Source organism: Streptomyces sp. NEAU-sy36, assembly GCF_013423905.1.
Lineage (GTDB): Bacteria > Actinomycetota > Actinomycetes > Streptomycetales > Streptomycetaceae > Streptomyces > Streptomyces misionensis.
Genome location: NZ_CP058977.1, coordinates 4,439,440 through 4,459,687, shown reverse-complemented (window position 1 = coordinate 4,459,687; position 20,248 = coordinate 4,439,440). Strand labels below are relative to the sequence as shown.

At 71.6% G+C, this 20,248-nt stretch carries 16 protein-coding genes; 11 read left to right on the top strand and 5 right to left on the bottom strand.

What is annotated here, in order from left to right; all coding sequences use genetic code 11:
* Positions 1-22 precede the first annotated feature (22 nt).
* Positions 23-595, bottom strand: a complete 573-nt coding sequence (locus HZZ00_RS20255) for a TetR/AcrR family transcriptional regulator (RefSeq protein WP_180327756.1) — start codon at positions 593-595, stop codon at positions 23-25.
* Positions 596-658: 63 nt separating this feature from the next.
* Here HZZ00_RS20255 and HZZ00_RS20250 point away from each other — a divergent pair, with 63 nt between their 5' ends.
* The 3 genes from HZZ00_RS20250 to HZZ00_RS20240 all read left to right on the top strand — a co-directional run bounded on the left by HZZ00_RS20250 (position 659) and on the right by HZZ00_RS20240 (position 3,706).
* Positions 659-1,630 carry an SDR family NAD(P)-dependent oxidoreductase gene (locus HZZ00_RS20250; protein WP_180327755.1) on the top strand — a complete coding sequence of 324 codons (972 nt, stop codon included), beginning with the start codon at positions 659-661 and terminating at the stop codon, positions 1,628-1,630.
* 110 nt (positions 1,631-1,740) lie between these two features.
* On the top strand, positions 1,741-2,040 hold the full coding sequence (locus HZZ00_RS20245) for a hypothetical protein (RefSeq protein ID WP_257584919.1): 300 nt from the start codon (positions 1,741-1,743) through the stop codon (positions 2,038-2,040).
* Positions 2,041-2,239: 199 nt separating this feature from the next.
* On the top strand, positions 2,240-3,706 hold the full coding sequence (locus HZZ00_RS20240; RefSeq protein ID WP_180333622.1) for an aminotransferase class V-fold PLP-dependent enzyme: 1,467 nt from the start codon (positions 2,240-2,242) through the stop codon (positions 3,704-3,706).
* 181 nt (positions 3,707-3,887) lie between these two features.
* Here HZZ00_RS20240 and HZZ00_RS20235 read toward each other — a convergent pair whose 3' ends face one another.
* A complete protein-coding gene (locus HZZ00_RS20235; protein ID WP_180327754.1) occupies positions 3,888-4,241 on the bottom strand; it encodes a hypothetical protein in 354 nt (117 codons plus the stop codon).
* A 225-nt stretch (positions 4,242-4,466) separates the two neighbouring features.
* Positions 4,467-4,985 carry a hypothetical protein gene (locus HZZ00_RS20230; protein ID WP_257584917.1) on the bottom strand — a complete coding sequence of 173 codons (519 nt, stop codon included), beginning with the start codon at positions 4,983-4,985 and terminating at the stop codon, positions 4,467-4,469.
* A gap of 338 nt (positions 4,986-5,323) precedes the next feature.
* On the opposite strand from HZZ00_RS20230, the gene HZZ00_RS20225 reads away from it, so the two are divergent.
* The 6 genes from HZZ00_RS20225 (at position 5,324) to HZZ00_RS20200 (ending at position 13,508) form a co-directional block, all read left to right on the top strand.
* The gene (locus tag HZZ00_RS20225) at positions 5,324-6,322 is read left to right on the top strand and encodes a LacI family DNA-binding transcriptional regulator (protein WP_180327753.1); all 999 of its coding nucleotides are present in this window, start codon (positions 5,324-5,326) and stop codon (positions 6,320-6,322) included.
* Positions 6,323-6,452: 130 nt separating this feature from the next.
* Positions 6,453-7,805, top strand: coding sequence for an ABC transporter substrate-binding protein (locus HZZ00_RS20220; protein ID WP_180327752.1), 1,353 nt, complete (start codon positions 6,453-6,455; stop codon positions 7,803-7,805).
* A 5-nt stretch (positions 7,806-7,810) separates the two neighbouring features.
* The gene (locus tag HZZ00_RS20215; RefSeq protein ID WP_180327751.1) at positions 7,811-8,764 is read left to right on the top strand and encodes a carbohydrate ABC transporter permease; all 954 of its coding nucleotides are present in this window, start codon (positions 7,811-7,813) and stop codon (positions 8,762-8,764) included.
* Positions 8,761-9,639 (top strand): carbohydrate ABC transporter permease, encoded by an 879-nt coding sequence (locus HZZ00_RS20210; RefSeq protein ID WP_180327750.1) that lies wholly within the window; start codon positions 8,761-8,763, stop codon positions 9,637-9,639. The genes HZZ00_RS20215 and HZZ00_RS20210 overlap by 4 nt, the downstream gene beginning before the upstream one ends.
* Positions 9,640-9,672: 33 nt before the next feature.
* A complete protein-coding gene (locus HZZ00_RS20205) occupies positions 9,673-11,280 on the top strand; it encodes a glycoside hydrolase family 13 protein (protein ID WP_180327749.1) in 1,608 nt (535 codons plus the stop codon).
* Positions 11,281-11,330: 50 nt separating this feature from the next.
* Positions 11,331-13,508 carry a discoidin domain-containing protein gene (locus HZZ00_RS20200; RefSeq protein WP_180327748.1) on the top strand — a complete coding sequence of 726 codons (2,178 nt, stop codon included), beginning with the start codon at positions 11,331-11,333 and terminating at the stop codon, positions 13,506-13,508.
* A 194-nt stretch (positions 13,509-13,702) separates the two neighbouring features.
* On the opposite strand, the gene HZZ00_RS20195 is transcribed toward HZZ00_RS20200, so the two are convergent.
* Complete coding sequence (locus HZZ00_RS20195; RefSeq protein ID WP_180333620.1) at positions 13,703-14,977, bottom strand: MFS transporter; 1,275 nt, start codon at positions 14,975-14,977, stop codon at positions 13,703-13,705.
* 673 nt (positions 14,978-15,650) lie between these two features.
* Here HZZ00_RS20195 and HZZ00_RS20190 point away from each other — a divergent pair.
* Positions 15,651-16,058: a YciI family protein gene (locus HZZ00_RS20190; RefSeq protein WP_180327747.1), complete on the top strand. Its 408-nt coding sequence runs from the start codon at positions 15,651-15,653 to the stop codon at positions 16,056-16,058.
* An 8-nt stretch (positions 16,059-16,066) separates the two neighbouring features.
* Positions 16,067-17,212 (top strand): RNA polymerase sigma factor, encoded by a 1,146-nt coding sequence (locus tag HZZ00_RS20185; protein WP_180333619.1) that lies wholly within the window; start codon positions 16,067-16,069, stop codon positions 17,210-17,212.
* A 166-nt stretch (positions 17,213-17,378) separates the two neighbouring features.
* On the opposite strand, the gene HZZ00_RS20180 is transcribed toward HZZ00_RS20185, so the two are convergent.
* Complete coding sequence (locus HZZ00_RS20180; protein ID WP_180327746.1) at positions 17,379-19,982, bottom strand: MXAN_6230/SCO0854 family RING domain-containing protein; 2,604 nt, start codon at positions 19,980-19,982, stop codon at positions 17,379-17,381.
* Positions 19,983-20,248: the final 266 nt, after the last annotated feature.

Sequence of the window (20,248 nt, the reverse complement as noted above, 5' to 3'; positions counted from 1 at the left end):
GGCGAGGCGCGGCCAGGCCCGCTCAGTGTGTCAGGAGACCGATGGCGACCTTCAGCCGTTCGAGGTAGAACTCCCTCGACGGCGCCTGGTGCTTGAGACCGATCGACGCGCTGATCATCGTCTGCGCGACGGCGAGTGCCCCCGACCGTCCGGTCTCCGCGGCGATCGCATCGGTGATCAGTTCCTCGAAACGCCGCGGCGCGCTCTCGGCCGCCTCGCCGAGCAGATCGGGGTTGGCCTCGATGACCTCCGTGACCTCGCGTGCCAAGGGGCCGATGTAGCGGCCCGCCCACTGGTCGAACGCCGCGAGGAGACGTTCCGGGAGGGGACGTCCGGTGTCGGCCAGGACCTGTTCGACCGCTGCGATGTCGCGCTCCAGGGCCTGGGTGACGGCGGCACGGAACAGCGCCTCCTTCGAGGAGAAGAGGAAGTAGAGCCCTGGCCGGGAGATCCGCGCCGCCCGCGCCACCGCCTCCATCGAGGTCTTCCGGTAACCGAAGCGCGCGAAAGTGGTCAGGGCGGCGTCCAGGACCATGGTCCGCCGACTGCTGTCGGTGGCCGCCGAGGACGGGTGGCCGGCATCAGGGTTGGTCATGGACCGAGCATAGGAGGGCCATACGCACTATACAAATCAAGTTCATTCTGTATAGTCCTGATCATGGCAGAGTCTGCGCTCATCTCCACGCCCTTCACCGCCGCGAGCACCGCGGACGACGTGCTGCGAGGCCTCGATCTGACCGGTGTCCGCGCCGTCGTGACCGGTGGTTCCTCGGGCATCGGGGCCGAGACCGCTCGCGCGCTGACCGCTGCCGGCGCCGAGGTCACCCTCGCCGTCCGGAACACCATCGCGGGCGACACCGCCGCCGAGGCGATCGCACGGTCCACCGGAAGGCCCCGGCCCCGAGTGGCCAGGCTCGACCTCGCCGACAGGACGTCCGTCGCACGCTTCGCCGAGGCGTGGCGCGGCCCGCTGCACCTGCTGATCAACAACGCGGGCGTGGTCACCGGCGGTCTCGAACGAACCGATGAGGGCTGGGAGCTGCAGTTCGCGACCAACCACCTCGGCCATTTCGCCCTCGCCACCGGCCTGCGCCACGCCCTGGCCCGAGGAGCCCGCGACCGCGACGGTGCCCGGATCGTCTCGGTGAGCTCGACCGCGCACATGCGCGCGGGCATCGACTTCGACGACCTCCACTTCGAACGCCGCGGCTACGACCCGCAGATCGCCTACGCTCGGTCGAAGACGGCGAACTCCCTGTTCGCCGTCGAGGCGACCCGGCTGTGGGCAGCGGACGGGATCGTCGCCAACGCCGTGAACCCGGGCGGCGTCGCCACCGGACTGCAACGGAACTTCACCCCGCGACAGAGGCGGTCCCTCGACGCCGCCGAGGCCGCGGGCGTCTTCACCTACAAGACGGTCGAACAGGGGGCCGCCACCAGCGTCGTCGCGGCCGTCTTCCCGGCCTTCGCCCGATCCGGCGGCCACTACCTCGATGACGCGCGGGAGGCGTACACCGTGCCGAACGACGCCGATCTCGCGCGCCATCCCCACGGCGTCAAGGAATGGGCGCTCGACCCCGCCCTCGCCGAGCGCCTCTGGGTGGTCTCGACCGACCTCCTGCGCGCCTGAAACCCCTCGCGTGGGCGGCCGCTGGAGATGGGGGGATACGGTGAGCCTGTCCAACTCGCGCGCGCATCGGGCAAGTTGCGAGAAGGCCGACTGACTCACATGGAGTGACCATGCCGTCCGACAGTGCTCCACGGGTCGTCAGGGAAGCCGCCCGCCGCATCGTGGATCTCGTGCTCACCGAGGACGACGTCTACCTCGACAGCCTCCCGGACGAGGTCGAGACCTCCATCGCCGTGCCATTGACCGAGGTGGCGCGGATGCTGGAGGACCCCACCGGCGACAAGGAGTTGCGCGGGGGAGTCCGCCTCCTGCTGGAGGCGGGCGCGGAGGTGGCGCCCCGCATGCCGGGCGAGCTGCGTCACCTGTTCGAGGAACTGCGTTTCGCCATGCGCGGGGTGACCGCGCGCTGACCCGGGGGCCGCCTGCTCCGTGAACTCCGCTCGCGTCCGCCCGTCCGCCCGCCTTCGGAACGGAGCCCGGCGCCCCCGCTCCCGTCACAAGGCCCCATGCCACGCGTCCACGGAAGCAGGCCCCGTGCACCGAGACAGAGAGGAACTGACCGTGCCCCGTGACTCCGCCGCCGAGGCCGCCGAACCGACCGCCCGCGTCATACGTCCCACGTCGACGCTGCCCGCGGGCCGCCCCGCCGACGAACTGCTGGCCGAACTGCGGGAGTTGCGCGCCGCCGACGCACCGACCCGGGGCGGCCGGACGTTCGCCTACGTCTACGACGCCGGCCTGCCCGACGTCGACGAGCTGGCCGCCACCGCGTACGGCGTGTTCGCCACGGTCAACGGCCTCGACCCGACCGTCTTCCCGAGCGTGGCCCGGCTGGAGAACGACGTGGTGGGCGCGGTCTCCGCGGTCCTCGGCGTGCCCGGCGCGCAGGGCAGTTTCACCAGCGGCGGCACCGAGTCCATCCTGCTGGCCGTGAAGACCGCGCGGGACCACGCCCGCGCCGTGCGCGGGGTGACCCGGCCGCAACTGGTGCTGCCCTCGACGGCGCACGCGGCCTTCCACAAAGCGGCCCACTACCTGGGGCTGGAGACGCTGGTGGTCCCGGTCGACCCGCTGACGTTCCGGGCCGACGCGGCCGCCGTCGCGGACTCGATCACCGACCGGACCGCCCTGGTGGTCGCGTCGGCGCCGTCGTACGCGCACGGGGTGCTGGACCCCGTGGCCGAGATCGCCGCGGCGGCCGCCGAACGGGAGGTGCTGTGCCATGTCGACGCGTGCATCGGTGGCTGGTTCCTGCCGTTCCTCGCCCGGACCGGCCGCCCGGTCGAACCGTTCGGCCTCTCCGTTCCGGGCGTCACATCGATCTCGGTGGACCTGCACAAGTACGGCTATGCCGACAAGGGCGCCTCGGTCGTCCTGTACCGGGACGCCGAGCTGCGACGCCACCAGTACTTCGCGTACGCGGGCTGGCCCGGCTATCCGGTCGTCAACCCCACCGTGCAGGGCACCAAGTCCGGCGGACTGCTGGCGCAGGCGTGGGCGGTGCTGCACCACCTCGGCCACGACGGGTACACCGCGCTGGCCCAACGGGTGGCGCTGGCCGCCGACCGGCTGCTCCCCGGCCTGCGGGCGATCGACGGCGTCCGGGTGCTCGGCGAACCGGCGGGCAGCCTGGTCGCGTTCACCGTGCAAGGTCCCCTCGGCACGCCCGATCTGGGACTGGTGCTGCACGCGGCGGACGAGATGCGGGAGCGTGGCTGGTACCTCCAGCCGCAGCTGTCCTGCGACGGCCTCCCGCCCAATCTGCATCTGACGCTGACCCCGGCGACCAGCGACCGGGTAGCGTCACTGCTGGCGGACCTCGCCGAGTCGGTGACGGCGGCGCGCGCGTGCGAGCCGGTGACCGTGGACCCGGCACTGACCGAACTGGCCGCCACCCTCGACCCCGACACCCTCACACCCGAGGACGTGGCGGGCTTCCTGGCCTTCGCCGGTCTGGACGGCGCACAGGGCCTGCCGTCCCGGACGGCCCCGGTCCTGGCCCTGCTCGACGCACTGCCGCCCCGGCTGAAGGAACGGATGCTGACGGAGTTCCTCGGGTCGCTCTTCCGTATCTGACCACACCCGAACGAGCTTGCGGCGGGTACAGGACCGGCAACCCGCCTGCCGGCCAAGGACTTCGAATTGCCGTACCGACGTCCACGCCCCGTGACAGGTGAGGAGGCGTGGACGCAGCCGGCACGGTCGACCCGTCAGAGGCCGAACGCCGCCGTACCGGTTTCCTCGGCGAGCGTTACCGTCAGGAGAAGACGACGGAGCGCAGGAGGAGGCGGTCGCCGGCTCCCGCGCCGGGACGCAGGGTGTAGTAGGTGTCGCCCTCGCAGTCGGCGTCGAGGAAAACGGTGGCGGTGGCGTCTGTGCGGTTCTTGGGCGCCCGGCTCACCGAACCCGGCTCGGAGGCCGGGCCGCGCAGGTTGATGCACTCGCCACTGGCCGGATCGTTCAGGAACCCGACGGCTTCGTATCCCTGGGCGGTGGTGTAGGTGTAGCGGAACTGGCCGGTTGCCGCCGAGGCCGAACCAGGTGCGGCCAGCAGCAGGACGAGGGCGCCGCAGGCAGCGCCGAGGGCTGCCGTGAGGGAGCGAGCAGACACTGGGATCTCTCTCTTCTGGGTGCTACTACGGTCAGTGCCAGCGATGCCCCTGAAAATAGCGAGATAGACGCTTTGTCCCCCGGACGGGGAAGGCGAATCGTTCCACACGAGGCCGGGCGACGCCTTGTTCGACGGGTTTCGACCGGTTTCGACGGGATGGCGCGGAGCGTGGGCGAGAGCCGGAGCGGGATGCGCGCCGCACCCGCGCTTTCGCCGCGCGCGGCACTACGCGGCGGGGTCGTTGTAGTCGTCGAGGAGGGGGCTGTGGCGTTCGGTGAGCGGGCCGACGCCGAGGTCGTCACGCATGAGTCGGCGCATTCTGGCGGCCGCCTTGCCGCGCGCCTCCCAGCGGGCGCGATCCTCCGGGCTGCTGACGGCGGCGCCGTCGATATAGCCTTCGCAGATGCGGCGCAGGCAGTGGAACACGTCGTTGGACGCCTTGACGACGGGTTGGGGCGCGATGAGCCACATCCGTTCCGACGCTATGGCTATGCCCGAGTCGCGAAAGGCGTCCCGCAGCGCGAGCGCCCGTTCGTCGGGGGAGGGGTGATCCCGCCCGGCCAGCGCCCGCAGGGTCTCGCCGAGGACCTTCACGGTGGTGGTGTACTGCGTGTAGACGTCGAGCCGCAGGCGCAGGGCTTCCTTGTCGTCGTCGTGCTTCCAGCGATTGCGGTCGGCGATGAGCGTGGCGACGATGCCGATCGCGGCCCCGGCCAGGGTGGAGAGCAGTGGCAACCAGTCCATGCGGGCCAGCTTGGTCCATCCCGTGTCGGCGGCACCAGGCGGGCGCACGGGGACGGCCGCCGTGATCCCGGATCTGTCACGTTTCCGGCCGGAGCAGTCCGCTCTCCACCGCACGCTTGGGATCGGCCCGGACCCCCATGGCGGTGTTTGCTATCCGGTACAGCCGTGACAGGTCCACTGGACGGCGATGAGTTCGTCGGCCAGTTCGACGCCCTCGGGGGTGAGGGTGATGAGGCGTCCGCGCGAATCGCTTCCGGTCCACGGGGCTCTCGCCGCCCCCTTTGCTCCCTCCCGAGTTTACGCAAGCCGCTTACGTAATCCGCGCTATTCTTGCGCGCATGACGCGACGACTTGCGGAAGTGGCGAAGAAGGTAGGGGTCAGCGAGGCCACGGTCAGCCGGGTGCTCAACGGCAGGCCCGGAGTCTCCGACGCCACCCGGCAGGCCGTGCTGACGGCCCTCGACGTCCTGGGCTACGAGCGCCCCACTCAACTGCGCGGTGAGCGCGCCCGGCTCGTCGGCCTGGTCCTGCCGGAGCTGCAGAACCCCATCTTCCCCGCGTTCGCCGAGGTCATCGGCGGTGCGCTCGCCCAGCTCGGGCTCACCCCGGTGCTGTGCACCCAGACCAAGGGCGGCGTCTCGGAGGCGGACTACGTCGAACTGCTGCTCCAGCAGCAGGTGTCCGGCGTCGTCTTCGCCGGCGGCCTCTACGCCCAGGCCGACGCCCCGCACGACCACTACCGGCTGCTCGCCGACCGCAACATCCCCGTCGTCCTGGTCAACGCGGCCATAGACCACCTCGGCTTCCCGGGCGTGTCCTGTGACGACGCGGTCGCCGTCGAACAGGCCTGGCGGCACCTGGCCTCGCTCGGTCACGAACGTATCGGCCTGGTCCTCGGCCCCGGCGACCACATGCCCTCCGCCCGCAAACTGGCCGCCGCGCACGACCTCACCGGCGGTCTGCCGGAAGAGCGCGTCGCCCGGGCCATCTTCTCCATCGAGGGCGGGCACGCCGCCGCCTCCCGGCTGATCGACCGGGGCGTCACCGGCATCATCTGCGCCAGCGACCCCCTCGCCCTCGGCGCGATCCGGGCCGCCCGGCGCAAGGGCTGCGACGTACCGGGCCGGATCTCCGTGGTCGGCTACGACGACTCGGCGTTCATGAACTGCACCGAACCCCCGCTCACCACCGTCCGCCAGCCCATCGAGGCCATGGGGCGCGCGGCCGTGGAACTGCTGAACGCGCAGATCGGCGGCACCGCCGTACCCGCCGAGGAGCTGCTGTTCGAACCTGAACTGGTGGTGCGCGGATCGACCGGGCAAGCGCCGCGCGACTGAGATCCCGGTACATCCAGTCCACTGTCAAATAATTACAGAACTCGCGTGACATCTTGCGGACCCTTGTCGGCGGTGCTTGAGTGTGCCGCGCCCACTGCTCCCGCCATGAGTGCCACCAAGGGGTCCATCGATGACAAGCACCGGGTTCCGCCGCACTTTCGTCGCGATCGGCGTCTGCACCTCCCTCGCCCTCGCCGCCACCGCCTGCGGTTCGGGCGGCGACGGCCCGGCGAGCGGCAAGACGCGCATCACCGTCAACTGCGAGCCACCGAAGAGTGCCAGAACCGACCGGAAGTTCTTCGACGCGGACGTCGCCTCCTTCGAGCGGCAGAACCCGGACATCGACGTCGTCACCCACGACGCCTTTCCCTGCGAGGACCCCAAGACCTTCGACGCCAAGCTCGCCGGCGGCCAGATGGAGGACGTGTTCTACACGTACTTCACCGACGTCGGGCATGTCGTGGACCTCAACCAGGCCGCGGACCTCACGCCGTACCTCAAGGAGATGAAGGGCTACGGCACGCTCCAGAAGCAGTTGCGCGACATCTACACGGTGAACGGGAAGGTGTACGGCATACCGCGCACCGGATACAGCATGGGGCTGATCTACAACCGCGCCCTGTTCGAGCGGGCCGGCCTCGACCCCGACCAGCCCCCCACCACCTGGGACGAGGTCCGCGCCGACGCCAAGAAGATCGCCGCCCTCGGCAACGGCACCGTCGGGTACGCCGACTACAGCGCCCAGAACCAGGGCGGCTGGCACTTCACCGCCGAGCTGTACTCCCAGGGCGGCGACGTCGTCAGCGCCGACGGCAAGAAGGCGACCGTCGACACCCCCGAGGGCCGCGCCGTCCTGCGGAACCTGCACGACATGCGGTGGACCGACGACTCCATGGGCAGCAAACAGCTCCTCGTCATCAACGACGCACAGCAGCTGATGGGCGCCGGCAAGCTCGGCATGTACCTGGCCGCACCCGACAACATCCCGATCCTCGTCAAGGAGAAGGGCGCCAGTTACGACGACATCGCCATCGGCCCCATGCCCGGCGGCCAGGGCACCCTGATCGGCGGCGACGGCTACATGTTCAACAAGCACGACTCGCCCGCCCAGATCCGCGCCGGCCTCAAGTGGCTGGAGCACATGTTCCTCACCCCCGGCAAGGGCTTCCTCGGCGACTACGCCCGCGCCAAGCGGAACAACGCCCCTGTCGGCCTGCCCGAGCCGCGCCTGTTCACCGGCGCCGCCGACGCCGAGGACCAGGCGATCAAGAAGGCCAACGCCAACGTCCCGGTGAAGAACTACCAGCCCTTCCTCGACGGCAACGCCAGACTCCGGATGAAGATCGAGCCGCCGAACGCGCAGCAGATCTACTCCGTCCTCGACGGCACCGTCTCCGCCGTCCTCACCAAGAAGGACGCCGACATCGACCAGCTCCTCAAGGACGCGTCCGACAAGATCGACGGCATTCTGGCCCGGAGCTGACCGCCATGACGAAGACGGCCGAACGACAGCCGACGGCGGCCGCCGTCTCCCCGGCCCCCGTGCCGCCCCCGGAAAGGAAACGCGGGCGGCACCACCTGATCGACCAGGCCCGCGCCTACGCCTTCCTCATCGGCGGCCTGCTCTGCTTCGCACTGTTCTCCTGGTACCCGGCGATCCGCGCGGTCGTGATCGCCTTCCAGAAGTACACCCCGGGCTCCCCGCCCCAGTGGGTCGGCACCGCCAACTTCAGCCGTGTCCTGCACGACCCGGAATTCGCCGCCGCCTGGCGCAACACCTTTTACTTCACCCTGCTCGCCCTGCTCATCGGCTTCGCCGTCCCCTTCCTCCTCGCCCTCGTCCTCAACGAACTCCGGCACGCCAAGGCCTTCTTCAGGGTCGTGGTCTACCTGCCGGTGATGATCCCGCCGGTGGTCAGCGCCCTGCTGTGGAAGTGGTTCTACGACCCGGGAGCCGGCCTCGCCAACGAGGCGCTGCGCTTCGCGCACCTGCCCACCTCGAACTGGTCCAACGGCACCGACACCGCGCTCGTCTCCCTGGTGATCGTGGCGACCTGGGCCAACATGGGCGGCACCGTCCTCATCTACCTGGCCGCCCTGCAGTCCGTCCCCGGCGAGCTGTACGAGGCCGCCGAACTCGACGGCGCCGGCCTCCTCCAGCGCATCCGGCACGTCACCATCCCGCAGACCCGGTTCGTGATCCTGATGCTGATGCTCCTTCAGATCATCGCGACCATGCAGGTGTTCACCGAGCCGTTCGTCATCACCGGCGGCGGCCCCGAGAGCGCCACCGTCACCGTCCTCTACCTCATCTACAAATACGCCTTCCTCTACAACGACTTCGGCGGCGCCTGCGCCCTCAGCGTGCTGCTCCTGCTGCTGCTCGGCGTCTTCTCCGCCGTCTACCTGCGGCTCACCCGCTACGAGGGGGACACCGCGTGACCGCCACCCGCACCCTGATCTCCCCGGCCGCCCTCGCCCGCCCCCGCGGCAAGGCGATCTACTGGACGGTGTTCACCGCCGTCGTCGTCCTCTTCGCGCTCGCCTTCCTCTTCCCGGTCTACTGGATGGTCACCGGCGCGATGAAGTCCCCCGACGAGGTGGCCCGGACCCCGCCGACGCTCCTGCCGGAGCACTGGCACACCGGCGCCTACACCGATGCCTGGGACCTGATGCAGCTCCCGCAGCACCTGTGGAACACCGTCGTCCAGGCGGCCGGCGCCTGGGCCCTCCAACTGGTGTTCTGCACGGCCGCCGCCTACGCCCTGTCCAAGCTGCGGCCCGCCTTCGGCAAGGTGATCCTGGGCGGCGTCCTCGCCACCCTCATGGTCCCGGCCCAGGCGCTCGTCGTGCCCAAGTACCTCACCGTCGCCGATCTTCCGCTGCTGCACACCAGCCTGCTCAACGACCCCCTCGCCATCTGGCTGCCGGCCGTCGCCAACGCCTTCAACCTCTATCTGCTCAAGCGGTTCTTCGACCAGCTGCCCCGCGATGTGCTGGAGGCCGCCGAGATCGACGGCGCCGGAAAGCTGCGCACCCTGTGGTCCGTCGTCCTGCCCATGTCACGGCCGGTCCTCGGTGTCGTGTCCATCTTCGCGTTGGTCGCCGTGTGGCAGGACTTCCTGTGGCCGCTGATGGTCTTCTCCGACACCGACAAACAGCCGATCAGCGTCGCCCTGGTCCAGCTGTCGCAGAACATCCAGCTCACCGTGCTCCTCGCCGCGATGGTGATCGCCGGCATCCCGATGGTGGCGTTGTTCCTCGTCTTCCAGCGGCACATCATCGCCGGGATCAGCGCGGGCAGCACCAAGGGCTGACGCCGACCGCACGTCTAGAGAAAGGCAAGCTCAGTGGGACAGCCCACCCATGCCCCCGGCAACCACGACTGGTGGCGCGACGCCGTCATCTACCAGGTCTACGTCCGCAGCTTCGCCGACGGCGACGGCGACGGCACCGGCGACCTCTCGGGCGTCCGCTCCCGGCTTCCCTACCTGGCCGAACTCGGCGTGGACGCGCTGTGGTTCAACCCCTGGTACCGGTCACCGATGAAGGACGGCGGCTACGACGTCGCCGACTACCGCGCCATCGACCCGGCGTTCGGCACCCTCGCCGAGGCGGAGAAACTCATCGCCGAGGCCCGCGGACTGGGCATCCGCACCATCGTCGACATCGTCCCCAACCACGTCTCCGACCAGCACCCCTGGTTCCAGGCGGCCCTCGCCGCCGGTCCCGGCAGTCCCGAGCGGGACCTGTTCCACTTCCGGCCCGGCCGCGGCCCGCACGGGGAACTCCCGCCCAACGACTGGCCGTCGCAGTTCGCCGGCACCACCGAACCGGTGTGGACCCGGCTGCCCGACGGCGACTGGTACCTGCACCTGTTCACCCCCGAACAGCCCGACCTCAACTGGGCCCACCCGGCCGTCCGCCAGGAACACGAGGACATCCTCCGCTTCTGGTTCGAAAGGGGTGTCTCCGGCGTCCGCATCGACTCCGCGGCCCTGCTCGCCAAGGACCCGCACCTCCCGGACCTGGCCACGCACCCGGAGCCGCACCCCTTCGTCGACCGCGACGAACTCCACGACATCTACCGCTCCTGGCGCGCCGTCGCCGACGCCTACGACGGCGTCTTCGTCGGCGAGGTGTGGCTCCCCGACGCCGAACGCTTCGCCCGCTACCTGCGTCCCGACGAACTCCACACCGCCTTCAACTTCTCCTTCCTCTCCTGCCCTTGGCACCCCGGGCGGCTGCGCGCCTCGATCGACACCACCCTCGCCGAACACGCCCCGGTCGGCGCCCCCGCCACCTGGGTGCTGTGCAACCACGACGTCACCCGCACGGTCACCCGCTACGGCCGCGAGGACACCGCCTTCGACTTCGCCACCAAGGCCTTCGGCACCCCGACCGATCTGACGCTCGGCACCCGCAGGGCACGGGCGGCCGCCCTGCTGTCCCTCGCGCTGCCCGGGTCGGTGTACGTGTACCAGGGGGAGGAACTGGGGCTGCCGGAGGCAGAGATCCCGGTCGAGCGCATACAGGATCCGATGTACCACCGCTCGCACGGCACCGATCCCGGCCGCGACGGCTGCCGGGTGCCGCTGCCGTGGGACGCCGGTATGCCGTACGCGGGGTTCGGCTCTCAGGGCGAACCGTGGCTGCCGCAGCCGGTCGACTGGCCGTCGTACGCGGCCGACCGGCAAGAGCGCGACCCCGGCTCCATGCTCACCCTCTACCGCAGGGCGATCGCCCTGCGCCCCCGCTTGGGCACCGGCCCCCTCACCTGGCTCCCGGCCCCCGACGACGTCCTCGCCTTCTCCCGCGCGGGCGGCGCGATCTGCGTGGTCAACTTCTCCGCCACCCCCGCCGACCTCCCCGCGCACTCCGAACTCCTGCTCAGCAGCGGCCCGCTGGACGACACGGGCCGGCTGCCGCAGGACACCGCGGCCTGGCTGCACGCCTGAGCCGCAGCGCACCGCTGTCCCGCGAACCCCCACCACGAAGGGAACAGCTCATGCACGGCAGCACCCTCAGATATGTCAGGCGCATGCCAGCCGTGGGGGCGGTCGTCGCCCTCGCCGCGGGCATGCTCGTCACGGTGGCCCCCGCCGCGCACGCGGCCGCGGGCGCCACTTTGCCCTTCACCTCGGTCGAGGCCGAGTCGGCCACCACCACCGGCACGAAGATCGGCCCGGACTACACCCAGGGCACCCTCGCCTCGGAGGCGTCCGGCCGGCAGGCCGTCCGGCTCTCCGCGGGCCAGCGGGTGGAGTTCACCGTGCCGCGTGCGGCCAACGCGGTGAACGTCTCCTACAGCGTCCCCGACGGCCAGTCCGGCTCGCTCGACGTGTACGTCAACGGCACCAAGCTGGCCAAGTCCCTTCCGCTGACGTCCAAGTACTCGTACGTCGACACCGGCTGGATCACCGGCAGCAAGACGCACCACTTCTTCGACAACGCGCGGCTGCTGCTGGGACAGAACGTCCAGGCCGGTGACAAGGTCGCGTTCGTGGCGACCAGCACCCAGGTCACCGTCGACGTCGCCGACTTCGAACAGGTCGCCGCGGCCGGCACACAGCCGTCCGGTTCGGTGTCCGTCGTCTCCAAGGGCGCCGACCCCAGCGGCAACGGCGACTCCACCCAGGCATTCCGGGATGCCATCGCCGCCGCCCAGGGCGGAACGGTGTGGGTCCCACCGGGCGACTACCGGCTCACCTCCTCCCTGGGCGGCGTACAGAACGTCACCCTGCAAGGGGCGGGCAGCTGGTACTCCGTCGTGCACACCTCCCGGTTCGTCGACCAGTCCAGCTCCGCCGGGAACGTCCACATCAAGGACTTCGCGGTGATCGGGGAGGTCACCGAGCGCGTCGACTCCAGCCCGGACAACTTCGTCAACGGCTCCCTCGGTCCGAACTCGTCCGTCTCCGGCATGTGGATCCAGCACCTCAAGTGCGGACTGTGGCTGACCGGCACCAATGACAACCTGGTCGTGGAGAACAACCGCATCCTCGACACCACCGCCGACGGCATCAACCTCAACGGCACCGCGAGGGGCGTCCGGGTCAGCAACAACTTCCTGCGCAACCAGGGCGACGACTCCCTCGCCATGTGGTCGCTGTACGCCCCGGACACCGACTCCAGCTTCGAGAACAACACCGTCTCCCAGCCCAACCTCGCCAACGGCATCGCCATCTACGGCGGCACCGACATCACGGTGCGCAACAACCTGGTCTCCGACACCAACGCCCTGGGCAGCGGCATCGCCATCTCCAACCAGAAGTTCATGGACCCGTTCTCGCCGCTGTCCGGCACCATCACGGTCGACGGCAACACACTGGTGCGCACCGGCGCGCTCAACCCCAACTGGAACCACCCGATGGGCGCGCTGCGCGTCGACTCGTACGACAGCGCCGTGAACGCCACCGTGAACATCACCAACACCACGATCACCGACAGCCCGTACAGCGCCTTCGAGTTCGTCTCCGGCGGCGGGCAGGGCTACCCCGTGCGCAACGTCAACGTGACCGGCGCGACAGTGCAGAACACCGGCACGGTCGTGGTCCAGGCGGAGGCGCAGGGAGCGGCCACGTTCAAGAACGTCACCGCGACCGGCGTCGGCTCGGCCGGGGTGTACAACTGCCCGTACCCGGCGAACTCCGGTTCCTTCATCCTCACCGACGGCGGCGGCAACTCCGGCTGGTCCAGCACCTGGTCGGACTGCTCGACCTGGCCGCAGCCCGGCCAGGGGAACCCCGCGCCCGATCCCAACCGCAATCTCGCCAAGGGCCGTCCGGCCACGGCGACCGGTTCCCAGGACGTCTACACGCCCGGCAAGGCGGTGGACGGCGACGCCAACTCGTACTGGGAGTCGGCGAACAACGCCTTCCCGCAATCCCTGACGGTCGACCTCGGTTCGTCGTACGCGGTGCGCCGGCTGGTGCTGAAGCTGCCGCCGTCCTCGGCCTGGGGCGCCCGCACCCAGATTATCACCGTGCTCGGCAGCACCGACGGTTCGAACTACTCGACGGTGGTCGCCTCCCAGGGGTACCGATTCGACCCGGCCACCGGCAACACCGCCACGGTGTCCCTGCCGAGCGGCACGAACCTGCGGTACCTGCGGCTGTCGGTCAGCGCCAACACCGGTTGGCCGGCGGGGCAGTTCAGCGAGGTGGAGGCCTATCTCACCTCCTGACGCCCTGAGATCGCGGCGCCCGGGCGGGGGAGCCCGGGCGCCGCACCGCACGGAACCCGGCCGTTCGCGTCCGCGCCGGTCACGGGCCCGCCACGGCCGGGACGCGTACGCGGTGACGCCGGCGGCCGGAAGCGGTGCGGGACGCCGGCGTCGTCTTCCACCTCCGGCTCGGACCCGACGAACCCTTCCCGGCCTCATCGGCGGTAGGCGGTGGCGGCGATGACGGGCAGCAGGGCCAGGGCGAGGGCGCCGCCGGTCAGGGCGAGGGCGGGGTAGCTGGTGGCGGCGACCATGAGGCCGGAGGCCATGCCGCCGGTGGCGCCCGCGATGGCGATGGAGACGTCGACCATGCCCTGGGTCCTGGCGCGGGTGGCGAGCGGGACGGTGTCGGTGATGATCGCGGTGCCGCAGACGAGACCGAAGTTCCACCCCAGCCCGAGCAGACCGAGCGCGAGCGCGAGCAGTGCGACGGAGCCGCCGGGCGCGGCGGCCGCGAGGACACCCGCGGCCAGCAGGGTGACGCCCGAGGCGACGGCGACCTTCATCCGCCCCCAGCGGTCGACGAGCCGGCCGGTCAGCGGGGAGGGCAGGTACATGGCGCCGATGTGGACGGCGATGACGAGGCCGGAGGTGGCCGTGCCATGGCCGTGGTCGTGCATGTGGACCGGCGTCATCGTCATGATCGAGACCATGACGAGCTGGGTCAGGACCATGACCAGGGCACCGAGGACCACGCCGCCCCGGCCCTCGCCCGGGTCGGCGGCATCCGCGGCGCCGGCGCCGGCCGGGTGGGGCGCGGCGCCGGTTTCCGCGGCCCGGGCGACGGCTCGGGCCAGGAGCAGCGGGTCGGGCCGCAGCCGGACGGCGAGGACGAGCGAGGCCAGCGCGTAGGCGGTGCCGGAGAGGATGAAGGGCCCGGCGAGGCTCGGGACGCCGAGGTGCTTGGCGAAGGTGCCGGCGGGGGCGGCGAGGTTGGGGCCGGTGACTCCGCCGAGGGTGGTGGCGACGAGGACGGTGGAGACCGCGCGGGCCCGGTGGCCGCGGGCGGCGAGGTCCGCTCCGGCATAGCGCGCCTGGAGGTTGGTGGCGGTGCCCGCGCCGTAGACGAACAGGGCGACGAACAGCAGGACCGGGTTGTCCAGTACGGCGGCGGCGATGACCCCGGCGGAGCCGATGGCGCCGGTGAGGTAGCCGGTGGCGAGCCCCGGGCGGCGACCGCGGGTCTGGGAGATGCGGCCGACGGCGACGGCGGTGACGGCGGAGCCGGTGGTGAACAGGGCGCTGGGGAGTCCGGAGAGGCTGGTGGTGCCGAGCATGTCCTGGGCGAGGAGGGCGCCGACGGTGACGCCCGCGGCGAGACCCGCGCCGCTGAGGACCTGGGAGGCGACCAGGACGCGCAGGATGTGGCGCTGGGCCTGTGCGGGGTCGGATATGCGGGCCGTCGTGTCGGCGGTCGGGGTGCTGGTCATCATCTCTTCCGGAGTGGGCGAGCAGGAGCGCGGCCGCCGGCCGGGCCCCTTTCGGCGAGGCGTGGGCCCGTGCGCCCGGAAAGGCCGGTGCTCGGCGCGGTCGGCCGTCGAGCACCGGCCGCGACCATGGCCACGGCGCTGTCCGACACGGAGCCCTCCCCCGGGAACACGACGACACTCACAGCTGCCGGTCATGTCGATCCGGCAGAGTTCGCGCAGAGCCCCACCGTATGCAGCGCCAGAGCAGCCGGGTAGGGGGCGCCGGTGCATGGAGCGACGAACGATGGCTATGGCCGAGCGTCTGAATCCCGAAGGGCTCCGATACGCACGGGCGGTCGCCGAGACCAAGTCTGAACGACCCCGGCGCACAGAAGACCCGCATGGGCGTCTCCCCGCTGACAACTCGAAGAGGCCGGCAAGACTGGTCGAGGCTGGGCCTGGGCTCGGCCATGGTCCCCCGTTCCGAGCTCAGCCCACCCGGTGTGCCCCACCGGCCGTTCCCGATTACCACTGGCCACGCCTCCGTACGGAAAGTCCCGATTCGGCGGGCTCTTCGGCCGGTTCCGGACCCGCGAAAAAAATATCGGCCGGTGATGTCGAGAACCCGTGACCGGCTCCGTCCTCGTGGTGAAGGCGGCCACAATGGGTCGCACCAGCACCGAGGAGAGACACGATGGCCAAGTACCTGCTGCTCAAGCACTACCGCGGCGCTCCGGCAGCGGTCAACGACGTGCCCATGGACCGGTGGACGCCGCAGGAGATCTCGGCGCACATGCAGTACATGCACGACTTCGCGGCCCGGCTGGAGAAGAGCGGCGAGTTCGTCGACGGGCAGGCGCTCGCCCCCGAGGGCATGTGGGTCCGGTACGACGGCGAGGGGCGGCCGCCGGTCACCGACGGCCCGTTCGCGGAGACCAAGGACCTCATCGCCGGCTGGATGGTGATCGACGTCGACGGGTACGAGCGCGCCGTCGAGCTGGCCGGGGAGCTGTCGGCCGCCCCCGGGGCGGGCGGGAAGCCGATCCACGAGTGGCTCGAAGTGCGCCCGTTCCTTGCCGCGCCGCCCACCGTCACGGAGTGACCCCTCGGATGAACGAGGCCCTGCTCCGCAGCCTCACACCGAGCGTGCTCGCCATCCTCGTCCGCCGCGGAGCCGACTTCGCGGCGGCCGAGGACGCCGTACAGGACGCCCTGGTCGAGGCGGTCCGCGTCTGGCCGGCCGACCCGCCACGGTCCGCGAAGAGCTGGCTGGTCACCGTGGCCTGGCGCAAGTTCCTCGACCAGGCCAGGGCGGACGCCGCCCGCCGCCGGCGGGAGGACCGCCTCGAAGACCAGCCGGCGCCCGGGCCCGCGCCCGCGCTGGACGACACGCTCCAGCTCTACTTCCTGTGCGCCCACCCGTCGTTGACGCCGTCGTCCGCGGTCGCGCTCACCCTGCGCGCCGTCGGCGGGCTCACCACCCGGCAGATCGCACAGGCCTACCTGGTGCCGGAGGCGACCATGGCGCAGCGCATCAGCCGCGCCAAGCGCACCGTCTCCGGCGTGCGGTTCGACCAGCCCGGCGACGTCGCCACCGTGCTGCGCGTCCTCTACCTGGTCTTCAACGAGGGCTACTCCGGCGACGTCGACCTCGCCGCGGAGGCCATCCGGCTCACCCGGCAGCTCGCGGCCCGCATCGATCACCCCGAGGTGGCGGGGCTGCTCGCCCTCATGCTGCTGCACCACGCCCGGCGCGCCGCCCGGACCGCGCCCGACGGCGGTCTGGTGCCGCTCGCCGCGCAGGACCGCGGTCGGTGGGACACCGAGCTGATCGCCGAGGGAATCGGGATCCTCCAGAGGGCCCTTGCCCGCGACCGGCTGGGCGAGTTCCAGGCCCAGGCCGCCATCGCGGCACTCCACGCCGACGCGCCCACCGCCGAGGAGACGGACTGGGTGCAGATCGTCGAGTGGTACGACGAACTCGTGCGGCTGACCGACAGCCCGGTGGTCCGGCTCAATCGCGCGGTGGCCGTCGGGGAGGCCGACGGACCGCGCGCGGGGCTGGCGACGCTCGCGACGCTGGACGGCTCACTGCCCCGCCATGCCGCGGTGGCCGCCTACCTCCACGAGCGCGACGGCGATCTGGCGACGGCCGCGCGGCTGTACGCGGAGGCGGCCCACAAGGCACCGAACCTGGCCGAGCGCGACCATCTGACACGCCAGGCAGCCCGGCTCAACGCCCTCCGACGCGGCTGACGGCTCGCGCCCGGCATCCGGACCTCCTGGCCTTCACCGCGCGGGTCCTCAGCCGCGGCAATGCCCCACGGAGTCGGGGCGGTCGCGGCTCGGCACGGTCCGCGCCCGCCGCCGCGATCCCGGCGTGCTCCCTCCAGCCCGGCCGCGACGGCGGCGGTGCGCGGGCCTACGCGGAGGCGCTGCCCAGTTCGGCGACCAGATCCCCGGCGGTCACGCGGACCAGGGTCTCCGAGGCGTCCCCGGCTCCGGGGAACAACCGGTAGGAGGTGCCCGAGGCACCGGCGGGCCCGACGGTCCCGTGCACCGTCGTTAGGAACACACGTGTGCCCGAGGCGAGTTCGGCCGCCGCGGCGTCGGGGTCCGGGTGCGGGAGCCGTGCCTCGGCCTCCTCCGTGGCGGACACCCGGACGGCGAACGCGGCCACGTCCTCCTCCGGCCGCCGCCGGAACGTCAGCAGCGCGGGCTCCGGATCCCGGCGGATCACGGCCACCTCCGGGGAACGCGCCGCGGCCCGCCACACCGCGAGGTCCCACAGAGTGGTCCGGCTGCCGGAGCCGAACTGCTCCCACACGTCCCGGGCCACGGTCGCCAGCCGCGCGCCGCCGTGCGAACCGATGCTCTGGAAACCGTCCGTGGAGGGCAGATGGATGTCCGTCCACAGCATCCGGCGCCGGCCCAGATCCACGACCATCGGCAGGCACACCTGCGAGTCGCCCGCCAGATCGAAGCGCTGGCGGACCGTGCGCGGGTCGTAGGAGGCGTCCCGCGCGCCCTGCGCGTCCAGCGCCATGAAGCCCGCGAAGGCGTCCCGCAACTCCTCGAACGGCACGTTGTTGAAGCTGAAGACGAGCGGGACGGCATAGACGTCACCCTGTTCCGCCAGCCGCTCCAGGTCGAGGTCCACGTACTCGGTGGCGCCCCGCGGGGCCGGGGCCGAGGTCAGGTCGCCGGAGTGGACCGCGGCCCGCGCGCCGTGCACCAGGTTCGTGTAGTCGCACAGGCCGGTGAACGTCCACTCGGCGTCGAAGAACGCGACCGACAGGTCCAGGTCCGTACGGTTGCCGTCCGGCTCGGTCCAGTGCAGGAAGAGCCGCAGCACCGCGCCGTCGGGCAGCGTCTGCATGCTGCCCCTGGGCACTGCCACCAGGGCCTTCGCGGTGGACCGCTCGGTGAACGGCACGGTGAGGTCGGCCAGGCCCGCGTCCAGCACCGACAGCGCGTACGGCTCGCCGGCGGCGAACCGGCGCAGCAGCTCGGCCTCCAGCAGCGTGACCACCGCGGTGACCAGCCGGGCAGGGAGCGGAGCCCGTCGCTCCGGAACGGCCAGGGCGCGGGTGACCTCGCCACGCGGGAAGAACACCCGGCGGCGGCCGGTACGGTCCTCGGTACGGACCCGCAGCGCGCCGAGCGCCGACAGCAGCGGCCCGGGCCCCACCTTCGGCAGTCCGCGCAGAAGGGCCTTCTCCAGCTCCGGCGCCAGGTCGTCACCGGTGTGCAGGCGCAGCAGCAGATCCAGCCGGCGCACCAGCTCGCCGGGCCGCTTCCCGGCCACGGCGGCGGCCCGGCCCGCGTCGCCGTCGGCGACCGCCTGCTCCAGCCGCCCCGCCCAGGTGGCCGGGCGGATCCGGGCACCGTCCACGCGGACGGCGTCCGGGTGCGCGGCGGCCGTCTCCAGCAGGGCGGCGCCGAAGGCGGTGCCGGGGTCCACCGGGGTCCCGCGCAGCACGGCGAAGGCGAGGGCGGCACGCGGATGCCGGGCGTGCCGCTCGAAGGGGTGCAGGACCTCCGCGGCCCGCTTCCACGCCGTGGGGTGCCGCAGCACGTCCTCCACCAGGTACGGCGTCGGCAGGCCGTCGAGGACCGCGAGGAGGTCGCGGCGCAGCGGGCGCCGCAGTCCGGTGAACGGCGACGGTGTCACCAGCCCGGCGTCGCCGCCGGAGAGCACGGCGAGCAGCCGCAGCACATCGGTGGCCGTGGTGAGCCGCTCGGCCAGCAGCTTCCGCACCGGAAGACCGTCCGGCGCCGCACGGACCAGCGCGGCCAGCACCATCGCCTTCGTCTCCCGGACCGGTATCTCCTGGGGCAGCAGGCCCCGGCCGGCCGGGGTGAGCGGCAGCAGCGTGAGCAGATCGTCGCGGTCCTGCGGGGAGAGCGGTGTGCGCCGGGCCAGCAGGGAGTCCACCAGGGCGGTGGCGTCGGCGGCCCGGTCGATGCCCAGGCGCAGCAGCCGCAGCGGGCCGGCCACCGGTGCCTTGGCGGCGCCGATGGCACGCACCGGCCGCAGGAAGGGATCGTCCGCGTCGATCCGGCGGTGGCAGACCGGGCAGCCCTCGTAGTCGGATCCGTCCCAGCACAGCCGGCACACCAGGTGGGCGCAGGGCGAGACGGGGAACACCGTGCGGGCCTCGCCGCACAGCACGCAGGGCTGGTCCGGCTGTTGCAGCAGGAAGGCGAAGACCCGGTCCACGTACAGGGCCTCGGTGTCCCGGGGCACGGTGCGCGGGAAGCGGCGGAAGAGCGGGACGTGGGTGCGATGGGAGCCGAGCAGTTCGTCGGCCAGCCCGACCAGGCGGGTGTGCGCGGCAGCCAGCTCCTCGGGGACCAGGGAGCCGAGCGCCGCGTGCAGCGCGGGGGAGAGGACGTGACCGCGGCCGAGCAGTTCGGCCTCCAGCCGACGCAGCGCGGGTCCGGTACCGCCGCCGGATCCGGACGCCCCGTCCACGTACACGGTCTGGAGACGGCGCAGCAGTACGGACTCGGCAGCGAGCAACAGGGGATTCCCCTCCACGACGACCTGGAACAGAAGAACGGGGACGGAGAGTGGGCGCGCGGAGACTTTTCAGAGAAGGTGAGAAGGATGCACGCCGGGGAGCCGCCTCCGTTGCCCTGATCCCACCACAACTCCTCGCCGCCGCCAACCGAATTAATGGCCGAGGAGCCGCGGACGCCCGCAGGGTCGCCACCGGGCAGGCCGGGACCGCCGCCTCCTGCGAAGCGGCGGTCGTACCGGCATCGTCCGTGCTCCGGGCGGGATCC

Excerpts from the sequence above, each read along its gene's own strand:
- HZZ00_RS20255 (WP_180327756.1), bottom strand. The coding sequence starts at position 595 with ATGACCAACCCTGATGCCGGCCACCCGTCCTCGGCGGCCACCGACAGC.
- HZZ00_RS20250 (WP_180327755.1), top strand. The coding sequence starts at position 659 with ATGGCAGAGTCTGCGCTCATCTCCACGCCCTTCACCGCCGCGAGCACC.
- HZZ00_RS20245 (WP_257584919.1), top strand. The coding sequence starts at position 1,741 with ATGCCGTCCGACAGTGCTCCACGGGTCGTCAGGGAAGCCGCCCGCCGC.
- HZZ00_RS20230 (WP_257584917.1), bottom strand. The coding sequence starts at position 4,985 with ATGGACTGGTTGCCACTGCTCTCCACCCTGGCCGGGGCCGCGATCGGC.
- HZZ00_RS20225 (WP_180327753.1), top strand. The coding sequence starts at position 5,324 with ATGACGCGACGACTTGCGGAAGTGGCGAAGAAGGTAGGGGTCAGCGAG.
- HZZ00_RS20220 (WP_180327752.1), top strand. The coding sequence starts at position 6,453 with ATGACAAGCACCGGGTTCCGCCGCACTTTCGTCGCGATCGGCGTCTGC.
- HZZ00_RS20215 (WP_180327751.1), top strand. The coding sequence starts at position 7,811 with ATGACGAAGACGGCCGAACGACAGCCGACGGCGGCCGCCGTCTCCCCG.
- HZZ00_RS20200 (WP_180327748.1), top strand. The coding sequence starts at position 11,331 with ATGCACGGCAGCACCCTCAGATATGTCAGGCGCATGCCAGCCGTGGGG.
- HZZ00_RS20195 (WP_180333620.1), bottom strand. The coding sequence starts at position 14,977 with ATGACCAGCACCCCGACCGCCGACACGACGGCCCGCATATCCGACCCC.
- HZZ00_RS20190 (WP_180327747.1), top strand. The coding sequence starts at position 15,651 with ATGGCCAAGTACCTGCTGCTCAAGCACTACCGCGGCGCTCCGGCAGCG.
- HZZ00_RS20185 (WP_180333619.1), top strand. The coding sequence starts at position 16,067 with ATGAACGAGGCCCTGCTCCGCAGCCTCACACCGAGCGTGCTCGCCATC.